At 74.6% G+C, this 21,710-nt stretch carries 19 protein-coding genes and 1 riboswitch; of the genes, 7 read left to right on the top strand and 12 right to left on the bottom strand.

What is annotated here, in order from left to right:
• Positions 1-23 precede the first annotated feature (23 nt).
• The 6 genes from ACI79C_RS23705 to ACI79C_RS23680 all read right to left on the bottom strand — a co-directional run bounded on the left by ACI79C_RS23705 (position 24) and on the right by ACI79C_RS23680 (position 7,713).
• Positions 24-980 carry a VWA domain-containing protein gene (locus ACI79C_RS23705; RefSeq protein ID WP_456948154.1) on the bottom strand — a complete coding sequence of 319 codons (957 nt, stop codon included), beginning with the start codon at positions 978-980 and terminating at the stop codon, positions 24-26.
• 61 nt (positions 981-1,041) lie between these two features.
• The gene (locus ACI79C_RS23700) at positions 1,042-2,061 is read right to left on the bottom strand and encodes a DUF58 domain-containing protein (RefSeq protein WP_456948153.1); all 1,020 of its coding nucleotides are present in this window, start codon (positions 2,059-2,061) and stop codon (positions 1,042-1,044) included.
• The gene (locus ACI79C_RS23695; protein WP_456948152.1) at positions 2,058-3,335 is read right to left on the bottom strand and encodes an AAA family ATPase; all 1,278 of its coding nucleotides are present in this window, start codon (positions 3,333-3,335) and stop codon (positions 2,058-2,060) included. The genes ACI79C_RS23700 and ACI79C_RS23695 overlap by 4 nt, the downstream gene beginning before the upstream one ends.
• Positions 3,336-3,695: 360 nt before the next feature.
• Positions 3,696-4,943 carry a C40 family peptidase gene (locus tag ACI79C_RS23690; RefSeq protein WP_456948151.1) on the bottom strand — a complete coding sequence of 416 codons (1,248 nt, stop codon included), beginning with the start codon at positions 4,941-4,943 and terminating at the stop codon, positions 3,696-3,698.
• 334 nt (positions 4,944-5,277) lie between these two features.
• On the bottom strand, positions 5,278-6,813 hold the full coding sequence (locus ACI79C_RS23685) for an AMP-binding protein (protein WP_456948150.1): 1,536 nt from the start codon (positions 6,811-6,813) through the stop codon (positions 5,278-5,280).
• A gap of 141 nt (positions 6,814-6,954) precedes the next feature.
• On the bottom strand, positions 6,955-7,713 hold the full coding sequence (locus ACI79C_RS23680; protein WP_456948149.1) for an SIR2 family NAD-dependent protein deacylase: 759 nt from the start codon (positions 7,711-7,713) through the stop codon (positions 6,955-6,957).
• Positions 7,714-7,859: 146 nt separating this feature from the next.
• Between ACI79C_RS23680 and ACI79C_RS23675 the strand changes: the two genes are divergently transcribed.
• The 3 genes from ACI79C_RS23675 to ACI79C_RS23665 are packed head-to-tail and all read left to right on the top strand — an operon-like array spanning position 7,860 to position 12,220.
• Positions 7,860-10,718, top strand: coding sequence for an aconitate hydratase (locus ACI79C_RS23675; RefSeq protein ID WP_456948148.1), 2,859 nt, complete (start codon positions 7,860-7,862; stop codon positions 10,716-10,718).
• A 16-nt stretch (positions 10,719-10,734) separates the two neighbouring features.
• Positions 10,735-11,496, top strand: a complete 762-nt coding sequence (locus ACI79C_RS23670) for an SDR family oxidoreductase (protein WP_456948147.1) — start codon at positions 10,735-10,737, stop codon at positions 11,494-11,496.
• A gap of 10 nt (positions 11,497-11,506) precedes the next feature.
• Complete coding sequence (locus tag ACI79C_RS23665; RefSeq protein ID WP_456948146.1) at positions 11,507-12,220, top strand: sirohydrochlorin chelatase; 714 nt, start codon at positions 11,507-11,509, stop codon at positions 12,218-12,220.
• Here the strand turns inward: ACI79C_RS23665 and ACI79C_RS23660 are convergent.
• Positions 12,196-12,813: a TetR/AcrR family transcriptional regulator gene (locus tag ACI79C_RS23660; RefSeq protein WP_456948145.1), complete on the bottom strand. Its 618-nt coding sequence runs from the start codon at positions 12,811-12,813 to the stop codon at positions 12,196-12,198. The two genes, ACI79C_RS23665 and ACI79C_RS23660, sit on opposite strands and share 25 nt — an antisense overlap.
• Positions 12,814-12,919: 106 nt before the next feature.
• Between ACI79C_RS23660 and ACI79C_RS23655 the strand changes: the two genes are divergently transcribed.
• The 4 genes from ACI79C_RS23655 to ACI79C_RS23640 all read left to right on the top strand — a co-directional run bounded on the left by ACI79C_RS23655 (position 12,920) and on the right by ACI79C_RS23640 (position 16,882).
• The gene (locus ACI79C_RS23655) at positions 12,920-13,924 is read left to right on the top strand and encodes a hypothetical protein (RefSeq protein ID WP_456948144.1); all 1,005 of its coding nucleotides are present in this window, start codon (positions 12,920-12,922) and stop codon (positions 13,922-13,924) included.
• 86 nt (positions 13,925-14,010) lie between these two features.
• Positions 14,011-14,727: a hypothetical protein gene (locus ACI79C_RS23650; protein WP_456948143.1), complete on the top strand. Its 717-nt coding sequence runs from the start codon at positions 14,011-14,013 to the stop codon at positions 14,725-14,727.
• A gap of 8 nt (positions 14,728-14,735) precedes the next feature.
• Positions 14,736-14,802: riboswitch (guanidine-III (ykkC-III) riboswitch) on the top strand.
• 10 nt (positions 14,803-14,812) lie between these two features.
• The gene (locus ACI79C_RS23645) at positions 14,813-15,127 is read left to right on the top strand and encodes a DMT family transporter (RefSeq protein WP_456948142.1); all 315 of its coding nucleotides are present in this window, start codon (positions 14,813-14,815) and stop codon (positions 15,125-15,127) included.
• 132 nt (positions 15,128-15,259) lie between these two features.
• Positions 15,260-16,882 (top strand): multicopper oxidase family protein, encoded by a 1,623-nt coding sequence (locus ACI79C_RS23640; RefSeq protein WP_456948141.1) that lies wholly within the window; start codon positions 15,260-15,262, stop codon positions 16,880-16,882.
• A gap of 118 nt (positions 16,883-17,000) precedes the next feature.
• Here the strand turns inward: ACI79C_RS23640 and ACI79C_RS23635 are convergent, their stop codons facing one another.
• The 5 genes from ACI79C_RS23635 to ACI79C_RS23615 all read right to left on the bottom strand — a co-directional run bounded on the left by ACI79C_RS23635 (position 17,001) and on the right by ACI79C_RS23615 (position 21,418).
• A complete protein-coding gene (locus ACI79C_RS23635; RefSeq protein ID WP_456948140.1) occupies positions 17,001-17,858 on the bottom strand; it encodes a sulfurtransferase in 858 nt (285 codons plus the stop codon).
• Complete coding sequence (locus tag ACI79C_RS23630; protein WP_456948139.1) at positions 17,855-18,319, bottom strand: SgcJ/EcaC family oxidoreductase; 465 nt, start codon at positions 18,317-18,319, stop codon at positions 17,855-17,857. The genes ACI79C_RS23635 and ACI79C_RS23630 overlap by 4 nt, the downstream gene beginning before the upstream one ends.
• A 43-nt stretch (positions 18,320-18,362) precedes the next feature.
• On the bottom strand, positions 18,363-20,255 hold the full coding sequence (locus tag ACI79C_RS23625) for an ABC transporter ATP-binding protein (protein WP_456948138.1): 1,893 nt from the start codon (positions 20,253-20,255) through the stop codon (positions 18,363-18,365).
• Between the two features lie 85 nt (positions 20,256-20,340).
• Positions 20,341-21,117: an enoyl-CoA hydratase/isomerase family protein gene (locus ACI79C_RS23620; protein WP_456948137.1), complete on the bottom strand. Its 777-nt coding sequence runs from the start codon at positions 21,115-21,117 to the stop codon at positions 20,341-20,343.
• A gap of 73 nt (positions 21,118-21,190) precedes the next feature.
• Complete coding sequence (locus ACI79C_RS23615; protein WP_456948136.1) at positions 21,191-21,418, bottom strand: helix-turn-helix domain-containing protein; 228 nt, start codon at positions 21,416-21,418, stop codon at positions 21,191-21,193.
• Positions 21,419-21,710: the final 292 nt, after the last annotated feature.

The raw sequence follows: 21,710 nt of genomic DNA, 5'->3' as shown, positions 1-21,710 counted from the left end.
GACCCGCACCGATCCCCTCCGCCTCACAGCAGGCGGTTGGTCCAGACCAGGCTGAGGAGGACGCCGAGCAGGGCCAGCACCACCCCGCCGCGGACGAACCAGTAGCTCACGTCGCGGGGCTCGGTCGTGTAACCGATCTGGCTGCCCAGGTCCTCGTAGACCTGCTCGAGCTCCGCGGCGCTGGCCGCCTCGCTGTAGCTGCCGCCGGTCTGGTCGGCGATGTGCTCGAGGGTCTCCCGGTCGACGGGCACCGGCACCCGCTCGCCGTCGAGGTCCAAGGTGCCGTAGTCGGTGCCGAAGGCGATGGTGGAGACCGGGATCCCGGCGTCGACGGCGGCGTCGATGGCCTGGGTGTCGTCGCGGCCGACCGTGTTGTAGCCGTCGGAGAGCAGCACGATGCGGGCCGGCGGGAGCTCGTCCTCGGTGGCCTCCAGCGAGGCCTGGTAGTTCTGGATCGCGGTCAGCGAGGTGAACACCGCCTCGCCGATCGCCGTCGACTCGGCCAGCTCCAGGTTGTCGATGGAACTGCGGACCTGGCCGCGGTCGGTCGTCGGGGTGACCAGGGTGGTCGCGGTGCCGGCGAAGGACACCAGCCCCAGGTTGATCCGCGAGGGCAGGACGTCGACGAACTCCTTGGCCGCCTTCTGCATGGCCTCGAACCGGCTGGGCTCGATGTCGGTGGCCTGCATCGACAGCGAGACGTCGACGGCCATGATCACCGTCGCCCGTTCCCGAGGGACCCGCACCTCGGTGCTGGGCACGGCCAGGGAGACGACGAGCGCGGCCAGGGCGAGGGCCACCAGCCCGAAGGCCAGGTGCCGGCGCCAGCCCGGCCGCTTGGGCACCAGGCTGCCCAGCAGGGCGACGTTGGTGAACCGCGCGGCGTAGGCCCTGCGGCGCAGCTGCAGGACCACGTACAGCGCGACCAGCGCCACGACGGCGAGCAGGCCGAGCAGCCACAGCGGGGCCTGGAAGGTCATCGGGAGGCTCCTCCGCTGCCGGCATGCCGGCGTTCGCGACGGGTGCGCGGGCTCCGGGACGTCATCGCGACGCCCCTCCGGAGCCGGCCCGTCGTCGTTCGGCGACGAAACGGACGACGTCCATGAGCCAGTCACGGTCCGTGCGCAGCTGCAGGTGGCCCGCCCCTGCCCGGCGCAGCGCCGCAGCGATGGCCTGCCGCTGGGCAGCGGCCCCGGCGGCGTACCGGGCGCGGAACTCCGCGTCACCGGTCGGGACCTCGAGGGTCTGACCGCTCTCGGGGTCCACGACGGTGAGCAGCCCGACGTCGGGCAGCTCCAGCTCGCGCGGGTCGACGACCTCGATGGCGAGCAGCTCGTGCCGCCCCGCCAGCCCGCGCAGCGGCCGCTCCCAGTCGCTGTCGCCGAGGAAGTCCGAGACCACGACGACCAGACCGCGCCGGCGCGGCGGACGGCGCAGCGACTCCAGCGCGGCCGCGAGGTCGCCCCGCCGTCCCCCGGCGGCCCGCGGCGTGGCCACCACCGCCCGCAGCAGCCGGTCGGCGGCCAGCCGCCCGGCCGCGGCCGGGTAGCGGTCGACCCGCTCGCCGGTGGTGACGACCGCGCCCAGCCGGTTGCCGCCACGGACGGTGAGGTGGCTGACCGCGGCCAGGCCGGCGATCGCGAGGTCGCGCTTCTCGCACTGCGCGGTGCCGAAGTCCAGGCTGGCCGAGAGGTCGACGACGGCCCAGGTCTCCAGCTCGCGGTCGGCGATCGTCTCGCGGACGTGCGGGACCTGCGTGCGCGCGGTGACCGGCCAGTCCATCCGCCGGACGTCGTCCCCGGGGTGGTAGGTGCGGGAGTCCCCGGCCTCGCTGCCCGAGCCGGGGACCAGCCCGAGGTGGTCGCCCTGGAGCAGGCCGTCGAGCCGGCGACGGACGGTCAGCTCGAGCCGCTGCAGCAGCACGTCGGCCGGGCCCTCGGCGAAGTGCGGTGGGGCCCCGTCGCCGCGCCCGGGGTCGATCCCCGAGCCGGGGGTGGGCGCGGGGCGAGGGGGCTCCGGCGTCGCGGTGCCGGAGCCCCCCGAGCGACGACGGAGGATCACGCCGGTGCGGACCCGGGGCCGTAGCCGTTGCCGGCCGGGCCCGGGTGCCCCTGCGGGACCCCGCCCGGCTGACCCTCGGCGGCCGGCGTGCCCGGGAAGGGTCCCTGCGGTGCCGGGCCCTGGGGTCCGGGGCCGAACTGCGGGGCCGGCGGCCCGAACTGGGGGGCACCCTGCGGCGGGAGGGCCTGCGGCGGACCGAAGGACGGCACCGCCGGCCCGCCCGGAGCGGCCGGGCCGAAGCCGCCGGAGCGCTGCCGCGGGGTCACCTGCGGCAGCGGGACGGTCTGGAGGATCCGCTTGACCACGTGGTCGGCGGGCACGCCGTCGGCCAGCGCGTCGTAGGAGAGCACCAGCCGGTGGCGGAGCACGTCGGCGGTGACGTCGAGGACGTCCTGCGGCAGCACGTAGTCCCGGCCGCGCACCAGCGCGAGCGCGCGGCTGGCGGCGATCAGGCCCAGCGAGGCGCGCGGGCTCGCACCGTAGGAGACCCAGGAGGCGACGTCCTCCATGCCGTGCTCGCGCGGCGCGCGGGTGGCCACCACCAGCCGGACGACGTAGTCGACCAGCGCGTGGTGCACGAACACCTGCGAGGCGGTGCGCTGCATGCGGACCAGGTCACCGGGGCCGAGCACCGTCTCGGCCACCGGCGGGGTGGAGCCCATCCGGTAGATGATCTCCCGCTCCTCCTCGGGGCTCGGGTAGTCGACGAGCACCTTCATGAGGAAGCGGTCGCGCTGCGCCTCGGGCAGCGGGTACACGCCCTCGGACTCGATCGGGTTCTGCGTGGCCAGCACCAGGAACGGGTCGGGCAGCGGGTGGGTGACCCCGCCGATGGAGACCTGCCGCTCGGCCATGACCTCCAGCAGCGCGGACTGCACCTTGGCCGGCGCACGGTTGATCTCGTCGGTGAGCACGAAGTTGGCGAACACCGGGCCGAGCTCGGTGTCGAAGGCATCCTGTCCGGCCTTGTAGATGCGCGTCCCGATGATGTCGGCCGGGACCAGGTCGGGGGTGAACTGCAGCCGGGCGAACGAGCCGCCGACGACGGTCGCCAGCGTCTCCACGGCCAGGGTCTTGGCGACCCCGGGCACGCCCTCGAGCAGGACGTGGCCACGGGCGAGCAGCGACACGAGCATCCGCTCGACGAGGCGGTCCTGCCCGACGATCACCCGCTTGATCTCGAACAGCACGCGCTCCAGCTGCGCCGCGTCGGCCGACGGCGGCACCGGCTGGCCGGCGGCCTGCTGGAGGGGGGTGCTGGCGGCGCTGCTCACGCGGCCTCCTCGCCGGCGCTCGTCGGCTGCGTTCGCAAGGCTGCTGCGCTCGTCGGTTCGCTCGCGAGCTCGCTCACGTGACTCCCTGGTCGTGCGGGTCCACGGCCTCGAGGAGGCCGGCGACGGGGCTGCGTGCCCGTCCCCGGCCAGTGTCCTACACGTTCCTGGACGGCAGCCGTCCCCGCTGGCGGGCGCGGAGGAGTCGTCCCGGGCCCGGCACGCCGACCGTCGGCAAGGCGTGTGCACACCCCTGCCCGCGCAGGCGGCTGACTGCTAGCCTCGGCGGTGCGTCGGGCAGCTCCCCCCGTGGCTGCCCGACGCCCCATCTCCGGCCCCGCCTCGGCGTCCCGAGGTCGCGTCTCAGCCCGTGGGGCGGACGGCGCCGAAGTAGTCGCTCCCGAACCACATCGAGGAGATCCGCACCACGTCCCCGCTCTGCGGCGCCTGGATGACCTGGCCGCCGCCGATGTAGAGCGCCACGTGGTAGATCGAGGTGTAGGCCGACCCCGAGCCCCAGAACACCAGGTCCCCGGGCTGCAGGTCGGAGGCGGCCACGGTGCGGTCCCGGAGGCGCCAGTACTGCTCGCGGCTGGTGCCGCCGATGGCGATCCCGGCCTGCGCGTAGGCGTACTCGGTCAGCCCCGAGCAGTCGAAGCCGTAGACGGACGTGTCCGGCGGGATGCCGTGGGTCGGGCCGTGGCTGTTGCCGCCACCCCAGCTGTAGGGCAGGCCGCGCTGGGACCTCGCGGCGGCGATCGCCGTCTCGACCGCCGAGCCCGACGGCGCGTCGGCCAGCGTGGGGACCGGCGCCGGCGTCCCCCCTGACGACGAGCCGCCGGAGGACGAGCCGCCGGAGGACGAGCCGCCGGAGGACCCGCCCGAGGAGGACGGCACGGGAGCCGGCGGGCTGGTGCGGGCAGCCTCCTGCGCCGCCTCGGCGGCCGCCGCCGCCTCCTGGGCGCCCTGGGCGCCATAGAGCTCCGCCTGGGCCGCGGCGAGCTCGGCCTCCCACGCCTCCCGCTGCTCGGCCAGCGCCGCCGTCTGGGCGCGCGCGGAGACCTCCTGGGCCTGGGCCGAGGCCAGCGACTCCGCGGCCTGGTCCTCCAGGGCGTCGGCCTCCTCGGCCGCCTGCGCAGCGGCCTGGTCGGCGTCGGTGGCCTGCCGCTCGAGGACGGTCAGCTGGTCGACGACGTCGACCCGGTGCTCACCGGCGGCGTCGAGCAGCGCCGCCCGCTCCAGCAGCTGGGTCGGGCCCTCGGCGCTCATCAGCGCAGCGGCGCCGGGCGCCGTGCTGCCCTGCATGTAGGTCGACCGGGCGAACTCGGCGACCTGCTCGCGGCCGCGGGTCAGCGCGGCCCGGGCCCGCTCGGCGGCCGCGGCGGCCTCGTCGGCCGCGGCCTGCGCCTCCTGCTGGGCCGCGAGGCGCTCCTCGTACTCCTGCAGCGCGATCTGCGCGGCCTGGTGCGCGGCGGCCGCCCTGGCCTCGGCCTCGGCGAGCTGGGCGCTGACCTGCCCGACCTGGGCGGCCGCGGCGTCCCGGGCGGCCTGCGCGTCGGCGACCTCGGCGTCCCCGGGTGCGGCCAGCGCCGCGCCCGGGGTCGCACCCACGGCCACGAGGGCGGCGACCGCCGTCCCGATCCCCCGGAGGAGCCACCGGGACACCCCGGTGTGGGAACCCGTCCTGCGTGTCCCGCTGTCCACTGTCCCGACCTCTCCCCGGCGCGCGGGCGTCGTCCCGGAGGGGTCCTCGCCGGCGCGACCCGACACCGACGGCGCCCCGGAGGGCGCTTCCTGGAGCGGGGATCGACGGGATCGGCAGGACGGTTGAGGGGGCCCTCACCCCGTCGGGTGAGGGCCCCCAGGGCCTGCGGGGGTGACGGCAGCCCCCCGTGCAGGGTCCCGCCACGAGCTCGCGAGTGGCGGGGGGCGAGGGGGCCCTCTCTCAGTTCACCTGGCGCTCCGAGGTGGACCAGAAGGCCTCGCGCAGCTTGAACTTCTGGATCTTCCCGGTGGCGGTGCGGGCCAGCGCGTCGCGGAACTCGACCCGCTTCGGGATCTTGTACCCGGCGATCTTGCCGCGGCAGTGGGCGATGATCTCCTCGGCGCCGACGTCCTGCCCCTCGGCACGGACGACGATCGCGGTCACCAGCTCCCCCCACTTGTCGTCGGGGACCCCGATGACGGCGACCTCCGCGACCGCTGGGTGGCTGAACACCACGTCCTCCACCTCGATCGAGGAGACGTTCTCGCCACCGGTGATGATCACGTCCTTCTTGCGGTCGGAGATGGTGAGGTACCCGCCCTCGTCGATCGAGCCGCCGTCGCCGGTGTGGAACCAGCCGCCCTCGAGCGCCTCGGCCGAGGCGTCGGGGTTCTGCCAGTAGCCGGCCAGCACCGTGTTGCTCTGCACGAGCACCTCGCCGGACTCGCTGGTCCGCATCCGGGTGCCCAGCGCCGGGACCCCGGCCCGCGACAGCTTCTTGGCGCGCTCCTCGGGCGAGAGGTCGTCGAACTCCGCGCGCGGCCGGTTGACGGTGACCAGCGGGGCGGTCTCGGTGAGGCCGTAGATCTGGTTGAACTGCCAGCCCAGCTCGGACTCGATGCGCGCGATGGTCCGCGACGGCGGTGGCGCACCGGCGACCACGATCCGCACCCGGTCGCGCCCGGGGACCTCGCCGTCCCAGCGGGACGCGGCGTCGAGCACCGCGTTCCACACCGCCGGCGCCCCGCACATGAGCGTCACGCCGTGCTGCTCCACCCGCCGCAGGATCTCCGCGCCGTCCACCTTGCGCAGCGCCACCTGGCGGGCGCCCAGACCGGCCAGCGCGTAGGGCATCCCCCACCCGTTGCAGTGGAACAGCGGCAGCGTGTGCAGGTAGACGTCGCGGTCGCTGACCTGCATGTGCATCCCGAAGGTCACCGCGTTGACCCACTCGTTGCGGTGGGTCATCTGCACGCCCTTGGGCCGCGCGGTGGTGCCGCTGGTGTAGTTGATCGTGGCGGTGGCGTCCTCGTCGGGCTCGGACCACGGCCGCGGCTCGACGTCGAAGCGCAGCAGCTGCTCGTACTCCTCCCCCGTACCGAAGCGGTGCTCGACCTCGATCCCCTTGAGCGACGCCTCCAGCTCCGGGTCGACGAACAGCGCGCGGGCACCGCTGTGGCCGACGATGTAGGCGACCTCCTCCTGGGCCAGCCGGAAGTTGATCGGCACGAGGACCCGGCCCGACGACGGGACGCCGAGCAGCATCTCCAGCAGCCGGCCGGAGTTGTGGCTGACGACGGCGACCCGCTCACCCTCGCCGATGCCCAGCTCGTCCAGCGCGGCCTGCATGGCGCGGGCGCGGCGGGCGACCTCGCGGTAGGTCACCTCACCCATGGACGGCGCCGGCTGGTCGGGCTCGTCGACGATGCCGATCCGGTCGCCGTACACCAGCTCGGCGCGGTCGAGGAAGTCTCGAGTGGTCAGAGGCACGCGCATGTCCGGCTCCCGGTGGTCGGGCCGCCGTGCCCGCAGGTGCCCGGCAGCCGCTCGACGTGGTGCCCGTCACGCTAGCGCCGGACCTCCGCGGTCAGGCAGGGTCCCGCAGCCGTGCCCGTGCGGACGCGGTCGGCGGCGTCGTCAGCGGGCGACCAGCCGCGGCAGGGCCGTGCCGATCGGCTCGCGGACGACGAGGTCGGCGAGGCCGTCGTAGGGGGTGGGCTCGGCGTTGACGACGACGACCCGCGCGCCCGCACCCGCGGCGAGGTCGGTCAGCCCGGCGGCCGGGTGCACGGTGAGCGACGTGCCGACGGCGAGGAAGACGTCGCAGTCGGTCGCGGCCTCCGCGGCGGCCTCGATGACCGCGGCGTCCAGGGCCTGGCCGAAGCTGATCGTGGCCGACTTGAGGATGCCGCCGCAGCGCCGGCAGGCGGGGTCGGGCTCACCGGCGTCGATGCGGGCCAGCGCCTCGGCCATCGTCGTCCGGTCCCGGCAGGCCAGGCACTCGACCTCGTGCACCGTGCCGTGCAGTTCCAGCACCAGGTCCGCCGAGGAGCCGGCCGCCTGGTGCAGCCCGTCGATGTTCTGGGTGAGCAGCGCCCGCAGCCGGCCCTGCCGCTCCAGGTCGACCAGCGCGGCGTGCCCGGCGTTGGGGCGGACGTCGCGCGCCTGCAGGTCGCGGCGCATGAGCCAGGCCCGGCGGCGGATGTCGGGGTCGGCGACGTAGTAGGTCAGCGTGACCAGCTTCTCGGCGTCCGGGTCCCTCGTCCACACGCCGTTCGGCCCCCGGTAGTCGGGGATGCCGCTGTCGGTGGAGATCCCGGCGCCGGTCAGGACGGTGACCCGCCCGGCGTCGGACAGCCAGGCGGGCAGCGGGTCGGGCACGGCACCGGTCGTCACGGCGTCCACGGTAGGGAGCCGGCGCGGCCGGTGCGCGACCTCACGGGGTAGGCAAGGGTCGCCTCACCTGCGCGGCTGCGGAGGCGGCTGGGATGATCGGGGGTGGCAATCAGCGCGATCGACCAGCGAGGGGTAGGCGCAGAGCAGTGGCAGCCAGCAAGGACAGCTTCGGGGCACGGTCGACGCTGAGCGTCGACGGCACCGACTACGACATCTACCGGCTCGACGCGGTGGAGGGCTCCGAGAAGCTGCCCTTCAGCCTGAAGGTGCTCCTCGAGAACCTGCTGCGCACCGAGGACGGCGCGGACATCACCGCCGACCACATCCGTGCGCTGGCGAACTGGGACCCGAACGCCCAGCCGGACCAGGAGATCCAGTTCACCCCGGCCCGCGTGGTGATGCAGGACTTCACGGGTGTCCCCTGCATCGTCGACCTCGCCACCATGCGCGAGGCCATGGCCGAGATCGGCGGCGACCCGCAGAAGATCAACCCGCTCGCCCCGGCCGAGCTGGTCATCGACCACTCCGTGATCGCCGACGTCTTCGGCACCCCCGAGTCGTTCGAGCGCAACGTCGAGATCGAGTACGAGCGCAACGGCGAGCGCTACCAGTTCCTGCGCTGGGGCCAGGGCGCCTTCAGCGACTTCAAGGTCGTCCCCCCGGGCACCGGCATCGTCCACCAGGTCAACATCGAGCACCTGGCCCGCGTGGTCTTCCCGCGCCAGGAGGGCGACCGCGTCGTGGCCTACCCCGACACCTGTGTCGGCACCGACTCGCACACCACGATGGTCAACGGCCTGGGCGTGCTGGGCTGGGGCGTCGGCGGCATCGAGGCCGAGGCCGCGATGCTCGGCCAGCCGGTCTCCATGCTCATCCCGCGGGTGGTCGGCTTCAAGCTGACCGGCGAGCTGCCCGACGGCGCGACCGCCACCGACCTGGTCCTGACGATCACCGAGATGCTGCGCGAGCACGGCGTGGTCGGGAAGTTCGTCGAGTTCTACGGCGCCGGCGTCTCCGCCGTCCCGCTGGCCAACCGCGCCACGATCGGCAACATGAGCCCGGAGTTCGGCTCCACCGCGGCGATGTTCCCCATCGACGAGGAGACGATCGGCTACCTGCGCCTGACCGGCCGCAGCGACGAGCAGGTCGCCCTCGTCGAGGCCTACGCCAAGGAGCAGGGCCTCTGGCACGACCCGTCCCGCGAGCCGGCGTTCTCCGAGTACCTCGAGCTGGACCTCTCCACCGTCGTCCCCTCGATCGCCGGCCCGAAGCGCCCGCAGGACCGCGTCGCGATCACCGACGCCAAGGCGTCCTTCCGGGCCGCGCTGGCCGACTACGTCTCCGACGACGAGACCGGCGGCGAGGACCGCAAGCCCGGCGTCCCGTCCAACGAGCAGCCCTACGGCGTCGTGTCGGCGGCCGACGAGGCCTCGGCCGAGTCCTTCCCCGCCTCGGACCCGGTCAGCCCGTTCGCCCACGGCAACGGCGAGGACGGCCGGCCGCACCCCTACCTGCCCGGCGAGCAGCTGCCCGACCGCCCGGCCAAGCCGACCAAGGTCGTCATGGAGGACGGCACGGAGACCTTCGTCGACCACGGCCACGTGGTGATCGCGGCGATCACCTCCTGCACCAACACCTCCAACCCGCAGGTGATGATCGGCGCCGCGATGCTGGCCAAGAACGCCGTCGAGCGCGGGCTGTCCAGCAAGCCGTGGGTGAAGACGACCCTGGCCCCCGGCTCCGCGGTGGTCATGGACTACTACGAGAAGGCGGAGCTCACCCCGTACCTGGAGAAGCTCGGCTTCTACCTGGTCGGCTACGGCTGCACGACCTGCATCGGCAACTCCGGCCCGCTGCCCGAGCCGGTCAGCCAGGCGGTCAACGAGGCCGACCTCGCCGTGGTCTCGGTGCTGTCGGGCAACCGCAACTTCGAGGGCCGGATCAACCCCGACGTCAAGATGAACTACCTGGCCAGCCCGCCGCTGGTCATCGCCTACGCGATCGCCGGGTCGATGGACGTCGACCTCAACAACGACCCGCTGGGCAAGGACCCCGACGGCAACGACGTCTTCCTGCGCGACATCTGGCCGTCCCCGCAGGACGTCCAGCGGGTCATCGACGAGACGGTCTCGGCGGAGATGTTCGGCCGCAGCTACGAGGACGTCTTCGCCGGCACCGAGCAGTGGCAGAACCTGCCCACCCCGACCGGCGACACCTTCGCCTGGGACCCGGAGAGCACCTACGTCCGCAAGCCCCCGTACTTCGAGGGCATGCCGGCCGAGCCGGCCCCGGTGCAGGACATCACCGGCGCCCGCACGCTGGCGGTGCTCGGCGACTCGGTGACCACCGACCACATCTCCCCCGCCGGGTCGATCAAGGCCGACAGCCCGGCCGGCCGGTACCTGCAGGAGCACGGCGTCGAGCGCCGCGACTTCAACAGCTACGGCTCCCGGCGCGGGAACCACGAGGTGATGATCCGCGGCACCTTCGCCAACATCCGGCTGCGCAACCAGCTGGTGCCGGGCACCGAGGGCGGCGTCACCAAGAACCACCTCACCGGCGAGACGACGTCGATCTACGAGGCGTCGGAGGCCTACCAGGAGCAGGGCATCCCGCTGGTCGTGCTGGCCGGCAAGGAGTACGGCTCTGGGTCGTCGCGGGACTGGGCGGCCAAGGGGACGGCGCTGCTGGGCGTCAAGGCGGTCATCGCCGAGAGCTACGAGCGGATCCACCGCTCCAACCTCATCGGCATGGGCGTGCTGCCGCTGCAGTTCCCCGAGGGCCAGGACCGGGAGTCGCTCGGTCTGACCGGCGACGAGGAGTTCACGATCACCGGGATCACCGCGCTCAACGACGGCGAGACCCCGCGCACGGTCAAGGTCGAGGCCGGCGACGTGGAGTTCGACGCCACCGTCCGGATCGACACCCCCGGTGAGGCGAACTACTACCGCAACGGCGGGATCATGCAGTACGTGCTGCGGTCCCTGCGCGCCACGTCGGCCTGATCCCGGGCTGATCGGCATGGACCTGGGCCTGGGTGGCCGCCGCTACCTGCTGACCGGCGCGAGCCGGGGGCTGGGGCTCGCGGCGGCCCGGGCCCTGGTCGACGACGGGGCGCGGGTGCTGCTGAGCTCCCGCTCCCCCGACTCCGTGGACGCCGCCGTCGCCTCGCTGGGCGGGGCGCCGGCGGCGCACGGGCTCGCCGCCGACCTGGCCGACCCCGCCGCCGCCGAGCAGCTGGTCGGGGCGGCCGTCGAGCGGCTCGGCGGCGTCGACGGAGCGCTGCTGTCGGTGGGCGGACCGACACCGGGCACCGTCCTGGAGACCGCCGAGGAGCACTGGCGCGACGGCGTGGAGAAGGTGCTGCTCGGCCCGCTGCGCCTGGTCAGGGCCCTGGTCCCGAACCTGGGCGAGGGCGCGGTCATCGGTTTCGTGCTGTCCACGTCGGTCCGCCAGCCGATCGGCCACCTGGCCATCTCCAACGGGCTGCGGCCCGGCCTGGCGATGACGGCGAAGGCGCTCGCCGACGAGCTGGGCCCCCGCGGCATCCGGGTGGTCGGGCTGATGCCGGGCACCATCGCCACCGACCGGATCACCGAGATCGAGGAGGCCTCCGGCGACGCGGCCGCGATGCGGGCGCGCACCGAGGCCGGCATCCCGCTGCGCCGCGTCGGCCGGCCCGACGAGTTCGGCCGGGTGGCGGCCTTCCTCCTCTCCCCCGCCGCCTCGTTCGTGACCGGCACGATGGTCCCCGTCGACGGCGGCGTCCTGCGGGCGCTCTGACGGCCGACTCGTGAGCGCCGAGGTCCCCGCCAGCGCGCCGGTCCTGGTCGCCTGCGCGCACGGGACGCGCAACCCCACCGGCCGCCGGCTGATCGCCGAGCTGGCCCTGGCCGCCCGCCGGTCGCGGCCGGGCCTGGAGACCACAGCGGCCTTCGTCGACGTCCAGCCGCCCACCGTGGCCGACGTCGTGCGCGGGCTGGGCGGGCAGGGCCGCGCGGCCGTCGTCGTCCCCCTGCTGCTGTCGGGCGGCTACCACGTGCACGTCGACATCGCCCGCGCGGTGCAGGCCTCCGACACCGCACGCGCCGCGCGCCCGCTGGGGCCCGATCCCCGGCTGGTCGCCGTCCTCGCCGACCGGCTGGCGGCCGCGGGCGCCGACCCGCAGGACCCCCGCACGGCCGTCGTGCTGGCCGCCGCCGGCTCCAGCGACCCGCGGTCCCGCGCCGACGTGGAGCACACCGCCGCCCTCCTCCAGGAGCGCTGGGGCGGTCCGGTCACCACCGGGTTCGGGTCGGCGGCCCCGCCGCCGGTGCCCGAGGCGGTCGCCGCCGCACGGCGGGCCGGCGCCCGGCGGGTCGTGCTCGCGGCCTACCTCCTGGCGCCGGGACACTTCCACGACAGGCTGGCCTCGGCCGGCGCGGACGCGGTCACCGATCCGCTGCTGCCCGACGACCGGATCGCCGCCGTGCTCCTGGACCGCTACGACGCCGCCGTCCCCGCCTGACTGCCGAGGAGCGCACGAACAGCGTCCCCGTACGCCGCGGCCGGCACGTCGCCGAGCAGCAGTCGCTGCAGCAGGAAGCCGAGCACCAGGGAGAGCAGCGCCGCGGCCAGCTGCCGGGGGTCGGCGTCCCGCGGCAGCCGTCCCGCCTCCTGCGCCGCGACGGCGACGTCGTGCAGGTGTGCGCGGATCGTCGTGTAGGCCTCGCGCGCCACGTCGTGGACGGCGGGGTTGCGCAGCGCCTCCGCCCACGCCTGGACGGCGACCCGCGTGACGTCGACCGGACCCCGCTCCGCGACCGAGGCCACCACCTCCACCGCGGTCGCGACCGCCTCGGCCGGGTCGGGGTCGGGCTGCTCGGCGCGCCACCGGCCGAACCGCGTGACGGCCTCGGCCAGGACCCGGTCGACGATGGCCCGGACCAGCTCGTCCTTGCTGGCGAAGTAGCGGTACACCGCGCCGGCCGAGAGCCCCGACTCGGCGATGACGTCGGCCATGCCGGTGGCCTGGAAGCCGTTCGCCGCGAACCGGACGATCGCCGCGTCGACGATCTGGTCGCGACGGGCGGTCAGGTGCTCCTCGGAGACGCGTGGCACGTCAGGATCGTAGAACGGACGTTCGTTCTTGACGGGCTCGGCGGCAGCGGAGCATGCTGCCAGGACAGAGAACGATCGTTCGTTCTCCTTCATCGGAGGATCCGCCATGGCCCCCTCCCCCGGACTCCCCGGCACCCGGCTCGTGCCGGCCCTGCTCGCCCTCTTCGCCGTCCTGATGGCCGTGCTGCTGACCGCCTTCGCGTGGCCGGCCGTGCGGTCGGCGCCGCGGGACCTGCCCGTGGCCGTCGCCGGGCCGCCCGCGGCGACCGCCTCGCTCACCGCCGGGCTGACCGCCGCCGGCCCCGGCGCGCTCAGCGTGCGCGAGGTGCCCGACGAGGCGGCGGCAGAGGCGGCGATCCGCGACCGGGAGGTCTACGGAGCCGTCGTGGCCACCCCCGGGGCCCCGCCGCGGGTGCTCGTCGCCTCCGCCGCCGGGCCGGTGGTCGCCCAGGCGCTGCAGCAGGTGGCTGCCGGCCTCAGCGCGGCCACGGGGACCCCGGTGCCGGTGCAGGACGTCGTCCCCCTGCCGGGGGCCGACCCGCGCGGCGCGGGACTGGCGGCCGGCGCGCTGCCCCTGGCGATCGGCGGCATCGTGATCGCCGCGCTGACCTCGCGCCTGTTGCCCCGCCTGCGGCTGCGCGTCGCCGCCGCGCTGGCCATGGCCGTCGGCGGCGGCATGGTGGCCGCGACCGTGCTGGGCACCTGGCTGGGGTCGCTGTCCGGCGGCTGGTGGTCGGTGACCGCCGCAGTGGCCCTCGGCATCGCGGCGACCGCCCTGGTCCTGCTGGGCCTGGAGGCCCTCGCCGGGACGGCCGGCTTCGCCGTCGGCGCGGCCACCGTCGTGCTGCTGGGCAACCCGCTGTCCGGGCTGACCACCGCGCCGGAGATGCTGCCGGCCGGCTGGGGGACCCTCGGGCAGCTGCTGCCGCCGGGCGCCACGGGGTCCCTGTTGCGGTCGGTGTCCTGGTTCGACGGCGCCGGTGCGAGTCTGCCGCTGCTGGTGCTGACCGGGTGGGTCGTCGCCGGCCTCGCCCTGTGCACGGTCGCGGCCGCCCGCCGTCGCTCCGGCTCGGCCGGGAGCGCCGTCCCCCGCGAGGCCGTGCCGGCCTGAGGGGGACCCTCCTGCCCGCCCTCGGAGGAGGGCCCGCGCAGGGGCCTCCGGTTGTCGGCCGGGCCGCAGCGGGCGAGGCTGCCGTCATGGACGCCGGCGTCGCCTTCTACGCCCGGCCGGAGAGCGAGCCGCACCGGCTGGGCATCGACCCGCGCCTGGCCGGCTGGATGGCGACCGGACACCCCGACCAGGTGCACGTGCGCGCGTTCGTCACCCACGCCCGATCGGTCCTGGGGACGCCGCCGCCCGGCCCCGCGGCACTGCGACTCGACGTCGGCCTGCCCGACGACGTCCGGCTGCTCGACCAGTACCGGCTCGTCCAGTACCTGGCCCCGCTGGCCGAGTGGCTGGCGTCGCACGGCGCGGAGCGGCTGGCCAGCGTCTGGGCGACCAAGGGGCGCGGGGCGGACTCGCTGCTCCGCGTGGACGACACCCGCCCGGTGCCCGCGCCGGAGGGCGACCGCCGGTTCACCGTCCGGACCACCACGTCGGCGGGCTCGCCGCAGTACACCGGACAGGTCCGGGAGCAGCTCGGCGGGGAGCCGCCGCTCCTGCCCGGCCCGGTCACGCTGCAGCTGGCCTTCGCCGTGCCGCCCGGCAGCAACTGGCCGGGCCTGTGGCAGCCGACGCTCGACGGGCTGGCGCCGCTGCTCGGCGCGGCGGGCGACGACCGCCCGGACGACCCGGACGACGGGCGGGTCGTCGAGCTGGGCCTGCACCGACGGGAGGACGCCGCCCTGGACCACGAGGTCGTGGTGACCGGGATCGCCCGCGCGCTGGAGGACGACGCGGCCCCGACGTGAGAGCCTGGGGTGGGCCCTCCTCCCGGGCCCCCGGACGAGCGGTGCCGTACCCGGACAGCGACAAGACGGCTCCCGGAGGGTCATCGTGTCCTGGCTCGTGCTCGTGCTGTCCGGTGTGCTGGAGGCCGTCTGGGCCACCGCCCTCGGCCGTTCCGAGGGGTTCACCCGACTGGTCCCCTCGATCGTCTTCGCCGTCGCCCTGGTGCTGAGCATGGCGGGGCTGGCCGTCGCCATGCGGGAGCTGCCGGTGGGCACCTCCTACGCCGTCTGGGTCGGCATCGGTGCCGCCCTGACCGTCGGGGTCGCGATGCTCACCGGCGAGGAGCCGGCCTCGGCGGTCAAGCTCCTCCTGGTGGCCGGGATCGTCGGCTGCGTGGTCGGGCTCAAGATCCTCCACTGAGCCGGGGCCCCCCTAGAGGCGGGGGTCCTAGTACCCCCCAGCGACGGCTCGGACCTGATCGGGATGCCCGCGAGGCTCGTGCTCGCGGGGGGAACATCGCCGTCCGGGGGCACCGACAGCTGGAGCACCGCCATGCACGAGAACACCCTCACCCGCCGCGACGCGCTGAAGATCGGGGCCTTCGGTGCCGCCGCGCTCGCCCTGCCGTTCTCCGCGGGCGCGCTGAGCGCCAAACGCGCCTCGGAGCTGCGGAACCTGCCCCGGCCCTACACGTTGCCCTTCCGGCAGCCGGCCGACCTGCTGCCGTCGCGGGTGGTCACGGTCGACGGCGTGCAACGCCCGCTCTACGAGATCGAGCAGCGCCCGTTCCAGGCCCGGATCCTTCCCGGCTTCACGACCACGATGTGGGGCTACAACGGCCAGTTCCCCGGGCCCACCATCCGCGCGACCCGCGGCGTCCCGATCGTCGTCCGCCAGGCCAACCGGCTGCCGGAGAAGCACCCCACGCTGGGCTACGTGCCCGCGACGTCCACGCACCTGCACGGGTCGCCGTCCCGGCCCCAGTACGACGGCTACGCCAACGACCTCACCATGCCGGGCCAGTTCAAGGACTACCTCTACGACAACATCGAGGAGGAGCGCACGATCTGGTACCACGACCACGCGGTCATGCGGACGACGGAGAACGTCTACATGGGCCTGGCCGGCATGTACGTCGTGCGCAACCCCGTCGACGGGCAGCTCCCGACCGGCCAGTACGACGTGCCGCTGGTCATCAACGACGTGGCCTTCACCGAGAAGGGCCAGCTCCTCTTCGACGACAACAGCCAGTCCGGGATCAACGGCGACGTCATCCTGGTCAACGGTGTCCCGTGGCCGGTCATGCCGGTGGAGCGACGCCGGTACCGGTTCCGCATCCTGATCGCCTCGCTCGGCCGCGGTTACCGGCTGCGGCTCTCCCCCGAGGCGCCGTTCACGGTGGTGGCCACCGACGGGGGCATCATGCCGGCTCCCGTGAGCGTGACCACGCTGACCGCCACCATGGCCGAGCGGTACGAGGTCGTCGTCGACTTCAGCGCCTTCCGCCCCGGCCAGCGGGTCGAGCTGCGCAACCTCGGGATCACGAACGCGATCGACTACGACCACACCGACAAGGTGATGGCCTTCCAGGTGACCGACCGGGTCACCGTCCCGGACACCCCGATCACCATGCCACCGATGCCCCTGGCCGCCCCGGCCGAGAAGCCGCTGATGGACCTGACCGAGGCGGACGCGGTCCGCACCCGCGCGCTGCGCTTCCGGCGGCACAACGGCCACTGGACGATCGACCAGAAGACCTGGGCCGACGTCGAGGCGTCCGAGTTCCAGGACGTCATCGCCGATCCACAGCCGGGGGACGTCGAGGTCTGGGAGCTGCAGAACAACGCCGGGGGCTGGTTCCACCCGATCCACGTCCACCTCGTGGACTTCAAGATCCTCAGCCGCAACGGCAAGCCGCCGGAGCCCCACGAGCGCGGACCCAAGGACGTCGTCTACCAGGGCGAGAACGACGTCGTCCGGATCCTCGCCCGCTTCGGCGGGGTCCTCGGCACCGATCCGGCCGGGCAGCCGGTCCGCCGCACCGGCCGGTACATGATCCACTGCCACAACACCAGCCACGAGGACCACGACATGATGCACCAGTTCCGGGTCGGGGCGGACACGCCCGAGAACGACCCGTTCTCGGCGCCACCCCAGGACCTGCCGGTGTCGTGACGACGGCGGCCCGCCCACCTGGCTCGGGGCCCGGTGCCGCCGGCTGCGCTCAGTCCGGCTGGCTCGGGCCCGGTGGCCGCCGGCCGAGCTCAGCCCGGCTCCGTGCCCCCGGCTCCGCTCAACCCGGCTCGGGCCCGGTGGCCGCCGGCCGCGCCGGGTCGGCCGACCACTGCGACCACGAGCCGGGCCACAGCGCCGCGTCGACGCCGGCCACGGCCAGCGCCGCGACCTCGTGCGCCGCGGTGACGCCCGAGCCGCAGTAGGCGCCGACCGGCCGGCCCGGCGTGGCGCCCAGCCGGCCGAACCGCTCCTCCAGTACAGCCGCTGGAAGGAACGTGCCGTCCTCGGCCAGGTTCTCGGCGGTGGGTGCGCTCACCGCCCCGGGTACGTGGCCGGCAACCGGGTCGACCGGCTCGGTCTCGCCGCGGTAGCGCTCGCCGGCGCGGGCGTCCAGGAGCAGGCCGCCGGCACGCGGCAGGGCCGCCGCCTCGTCGATCGTCAGCACCGGCATCCCGCCCGGGGTCAGGGTCACGTCGCCGGGCTCGGGGACGACGTCGCCGGTCTCCAGCGGGCCGCCGGCGCGGCGCCACGCCGCGAGGCCGCCGTCGAGCAGCCGCACGTCGGCCAGCCCACCCCAGCGCAGCAGCCACCACGCCCGCGCGGCCGCGAGACCGCCGCTGTCGTCGTAGGCCACGACCGGGTCACCGGCCCGGACCCCCCACCGGCGCGCAGCTGCTTGCAGCCGCTGCAACGACGGCAGGGGGTGGCGGCCGACCGCGGACGACGACGGGTCGGCCAGCTCGGTGTCCAGGTCGACGAGCACCGCGCCGGGCAGGTGACCGGTCAGGTACTCCGCCCGGGACCGCGCGGCGTCGTACCCCAGCGCCCAGCGGACGTCGAGCAGGACCGCCCGGTCGCGCCGGCGGAGCAGCTCGCCGGCGGGGACCAGCACCGGCCGGGCCGCCGGGCGGGTCACTGCGGGGCCAGCAGCCCGCGCAGCTCCTGCGTCAGCGCCTCGCGGGCCTCGGGGTGCTGGTACCAGGCGGCCGGCGTGGCCTGCAGCAGGGAGATCCGCCAGCGGCCCCCGCCCTCGTCGACGGCGACCACCGTGTGGACCGTGTGGTAGCGCGGGTCGACGTCGTTGTCCCCCGGCGGGATCATCCCGGCGTGCGCCAGCAGCACCGCGACGCCCGGGGCCATCGGCCGCACGGAGCGGATCACGGCGGTGTAGGCCGCGGTCGGGTGGTGGCCGAAGATCTGCCGGAAGTCGGCGGCGATGGCCAGACGGCCGTGGTGGTGGGTGCCGTCGTACCCGATGATGTCGCCGTCGTCGGCGAAGGCGGCCGCCACCGCGGCGCCGCTGCGCCGGTTCCAGCCGTCGAGGAACTGGGCGTAGAGCGCACGGATCTGGGCGTCGTTCGGGTGCGCGGACGTCACGCTGGCTCCTCCTGCGTTGCTGGGACAGGAGTGACGGTAGTGGTCACGCCGCGCCGACCGTCCGCCCCTCGCCGACGGCGAACTGGGTCCGGTACAGGTCGGCGTACCGGCCGCCGAGCGCCAGCAACTCCTCGTGTGTGCCCGACTCCACGATGCGACCGTCGTCCACGACGAGGATCTGGTCGGCGCTGCGGATGGTGGACAGCCGGTGGGCGATCACCAGGGACGTCCGTCCGGAAAGCGCGGTGTCCAGCGCGTGCTGCACCGCCACCTCCGACTCGCTGTCGAGGTGCGCGGTCGCCTCGTCGAGGATCACGATGCCGGGCGCCTTGAGCAGCACGCGGGCGATCGCCAGCCGCTGCTTCTCGCCGCCGGAGAGCCGGTAGCCGCGGTCACCCACCACGGTGTCCAGGCCGTCGGGCAGCGACCGGACCAGCGCCGCGATGCGCGCCCCGGCCAGGGCGGCCTCGAGCTCCTGCTCGGTCGCGTCGGGCCGGGCGTAGAGGAGGTTGGCGCGGATCGTGTCGTGGAACAGGTGCGCGTCCTGGCTGACCACGCCGATCGCGTCGCGCAGCGAGGCCAGGGTCACCGACCGGACGTCGACGCCGCCGACCCGCACCGTTCCGCTGGTCGCGTCGTACAGCCGCGGCACCAGGTTGGCGATCGTCGACTTCCCCGCCCCGGAGTGGCCGACCAGGGCCACCAGCTGCCCCGGCTCCACCCGGAAGGAGACGTCGTGCAGGACGGCCGTCGGCCCGCCGTGCTCGGGGAGTGACACCTCCTCCAGTGACGGCAGCGAGACCTCCGCGGCCGATGGGTAGCTGAACGACACGTGCTCGAACTCGATCGAGCGGTCGCCGGCCGGCACGGGGGCGGCGTCGGGCTCCTCGCGGATCATCGGCTGCAGGTCGAGCACCTCGAAGACCCGGTCGAAGCTCACCATCGCGCTCATGACGTCGACCCGGACGTTGGACAGCGCGGTCAGCGGCCCGTACAGCCGGGACAGCAGCAGGGCCAGCGCGACGACGTCCCCGGGGCTGAGCGAGCCGGTGAAGGCCAGCGAGCCGCCGAGCCCGTAGACCAGCGCGGTGGCCAGGGCCGCGACGAGGGTCAGCGCGGTGAAGAAGGTGCGCCCGTACATCGCCGACAGGACCCCGATGTCGCGGACCCGCGCCGCCCGGCCGCGGAACCCCTCGGCCTCGGCGTCGGGCCGGCCGAACAGCTTGACCAGCAGCGCGCCCGCGACGTTGAACCGCTCGGTCATGATCGCGTTCATCGACGCGTTGAGGCCGTAGGACTCCCGGGTGATCTCCTGCAGCCGCCGCCCGATCCGCCGGGCCGGGAGGACGAACACCGGGACGAGCACCAGCGACAGCGCGGTGATCTGCCACGAGAGGCTGAACATCACCCCGGCGGTGAGCACCAGCCCGATCGCGTTGGACAGCACCCCCGACAGCGTCGAGGTGAACGCCTGCTGGGCGCCGATGACGTCGTTGTTGAGCCGGCTGACCAGCGCGCCGGTCTGCGTCCGGGTGAAGAACGCGACCGGCATCCGCTGCACGTGCTCGAAGACCCGGCTGCGCAGGTCGTAGATGACCCCCTCGCCGATGCGGGCGGAGAACCAGCGCGTGGCCAGCGAGATCCCGGCGTCGAGGACCGCCAGCCCGGCGATGAGCAGGGCGATGCGGACGATGTCGGCCGCGGTGCCCTCCAGCCCGGCGATCCGGTTGATGATCCGCCCGGCCAGCAGCGGGGTCAGCACCCCGATCACCGAGGAGCCGACCACCAGCAGCACGAAGAACGTGAGGTCCCGCCGGTAGGGCCGGGCCACGCCCAGGATGCGGCGCACCGTGCCGGGGGGCAGCTCACGGGTGGTCACCGACGGGTCGCGGCGGAAGGACCGCATCGCCGCCATGGAGGTCATGGGACCGCTCATGTCCACGCCACCTCCTTCCCGACCGGCCAACACCCCCGTCGGACGGCCTGTTCCGGAGACGAGTGTCCCAGCGCCCTCCGACGGATCAGCGCCCCGCGGCCAGGTCCCGCAGCCGCCGGGTCTGCGCCGCCCGCTCGGCGGCGTCCTGCGTCGCCGGGTCGTTCCGCACGGCGGACCGGACCAGCGCGGCGGTCTCCCGGCTGGCACCGGCCGGTGACGCGGTGACCGCCGCGACCAGCGCCGCGACGGCGGTGTCCAGTTCCTCGGCCGGGACGACGGCGTTGGCCAGCCCGATCGCGCGGGCCTCCTCCGCCCGCACCGGACGGCCGGTCAGGCAGACCTCCAGCGCCCGCGAGTAGCCGACCAGCTCCACCAGGGTGCTGGTGCCGGTGAGGTCGGGGACCAGCCCGAGCGTGGCCTCCGGCAACCGCAGCGCGGCGTCCTCGGTGAGGACCCGCAGGTCGCAGGCGAGAGCCAGCTGGGCGCCGGCACCGATGGCGTGCCCCTGCACCGCGGCCACCGAGACGATCCCCGGCGCCCGCAGCCAGCGGAATCCCGACTGGTAGCGGCGGATGCGCTCCTGGGTCTCCTCGGCCGGCAGCCGCGCCAGCTCGCCCAGACCGCCGGCGGTCCCGGGGTCGGTGCTGAACAACGTGCGGTCCAGGCCCGCGGAGAACGCTCGACCGGCCCCGCGCACCACGACCACGCGGACGTCGTCGTCCAGCGACTCCCCCACGGCGGCCAGGGCGGCCCAGGTCGCGGGGGTCTGCGCGTTCAGCTGGTCGGGGCGGTCCAGCGTGACGGTGAGGACGGGTCCGTCACGCGCCGTCCGCACCCAGCCGTCGGCGTCCCCGTCGGTCACGCGCCCTCCTCGCGGGCGCTCGTCGAGCGCGTACCCGGAGGCGCTCCGTCGTCGGTCGAGCTCGCGAGCTCGCTCAACTCTTCTTGCTGTTCCGGTTCGCCCCACCGCGACTGCGGAGGGTGGCGCCGGACTCCGAGAGGAGGCGGTGGACGAAGCCGTAGGAGCGGTTGGTCGACGTGGCCAGCGACCGGATGCTCTCCCCGCCGTCGTATCGCTTGCGCAGGTCGTCGGCGAGCGACGACCGGTCGTCCCCGGTGATCCGCTTGCCCTTGCCGAGGTCCGCAGTGCTCGAGTCGGCCATGACTCCCCTCCGTCAGCAACCGGCGGCGGACCCGCACGGCCCGCCCGGCTGCTCGTCCCCTTGGCGCCGGGTCCCCATGACGCGGCATCCCGCGATCCATGATCACCCAGCACCCCCGAGCGCGCGACGTGAAGCGATCACGCGACGACACGGTCGGCCTCCGGCCGACACCGCGGCCACCTGCCGTCCCCCGCCGCGCTGAGCCGGACCGTCGTTCCTCGCGGAGACCCTCCGGGCCCCCACTCCTCACGACACCGCGGCCACCTGCCGTCCCCCGCCGCGCTGAGCCGGA

It is taken from the genome of Geodermatophilus sp. SYSU D00697 (assembly GCF_054050175.1).
This window is presented reverse-complemented; position numbering and strand designations above follow the sequence as displayed.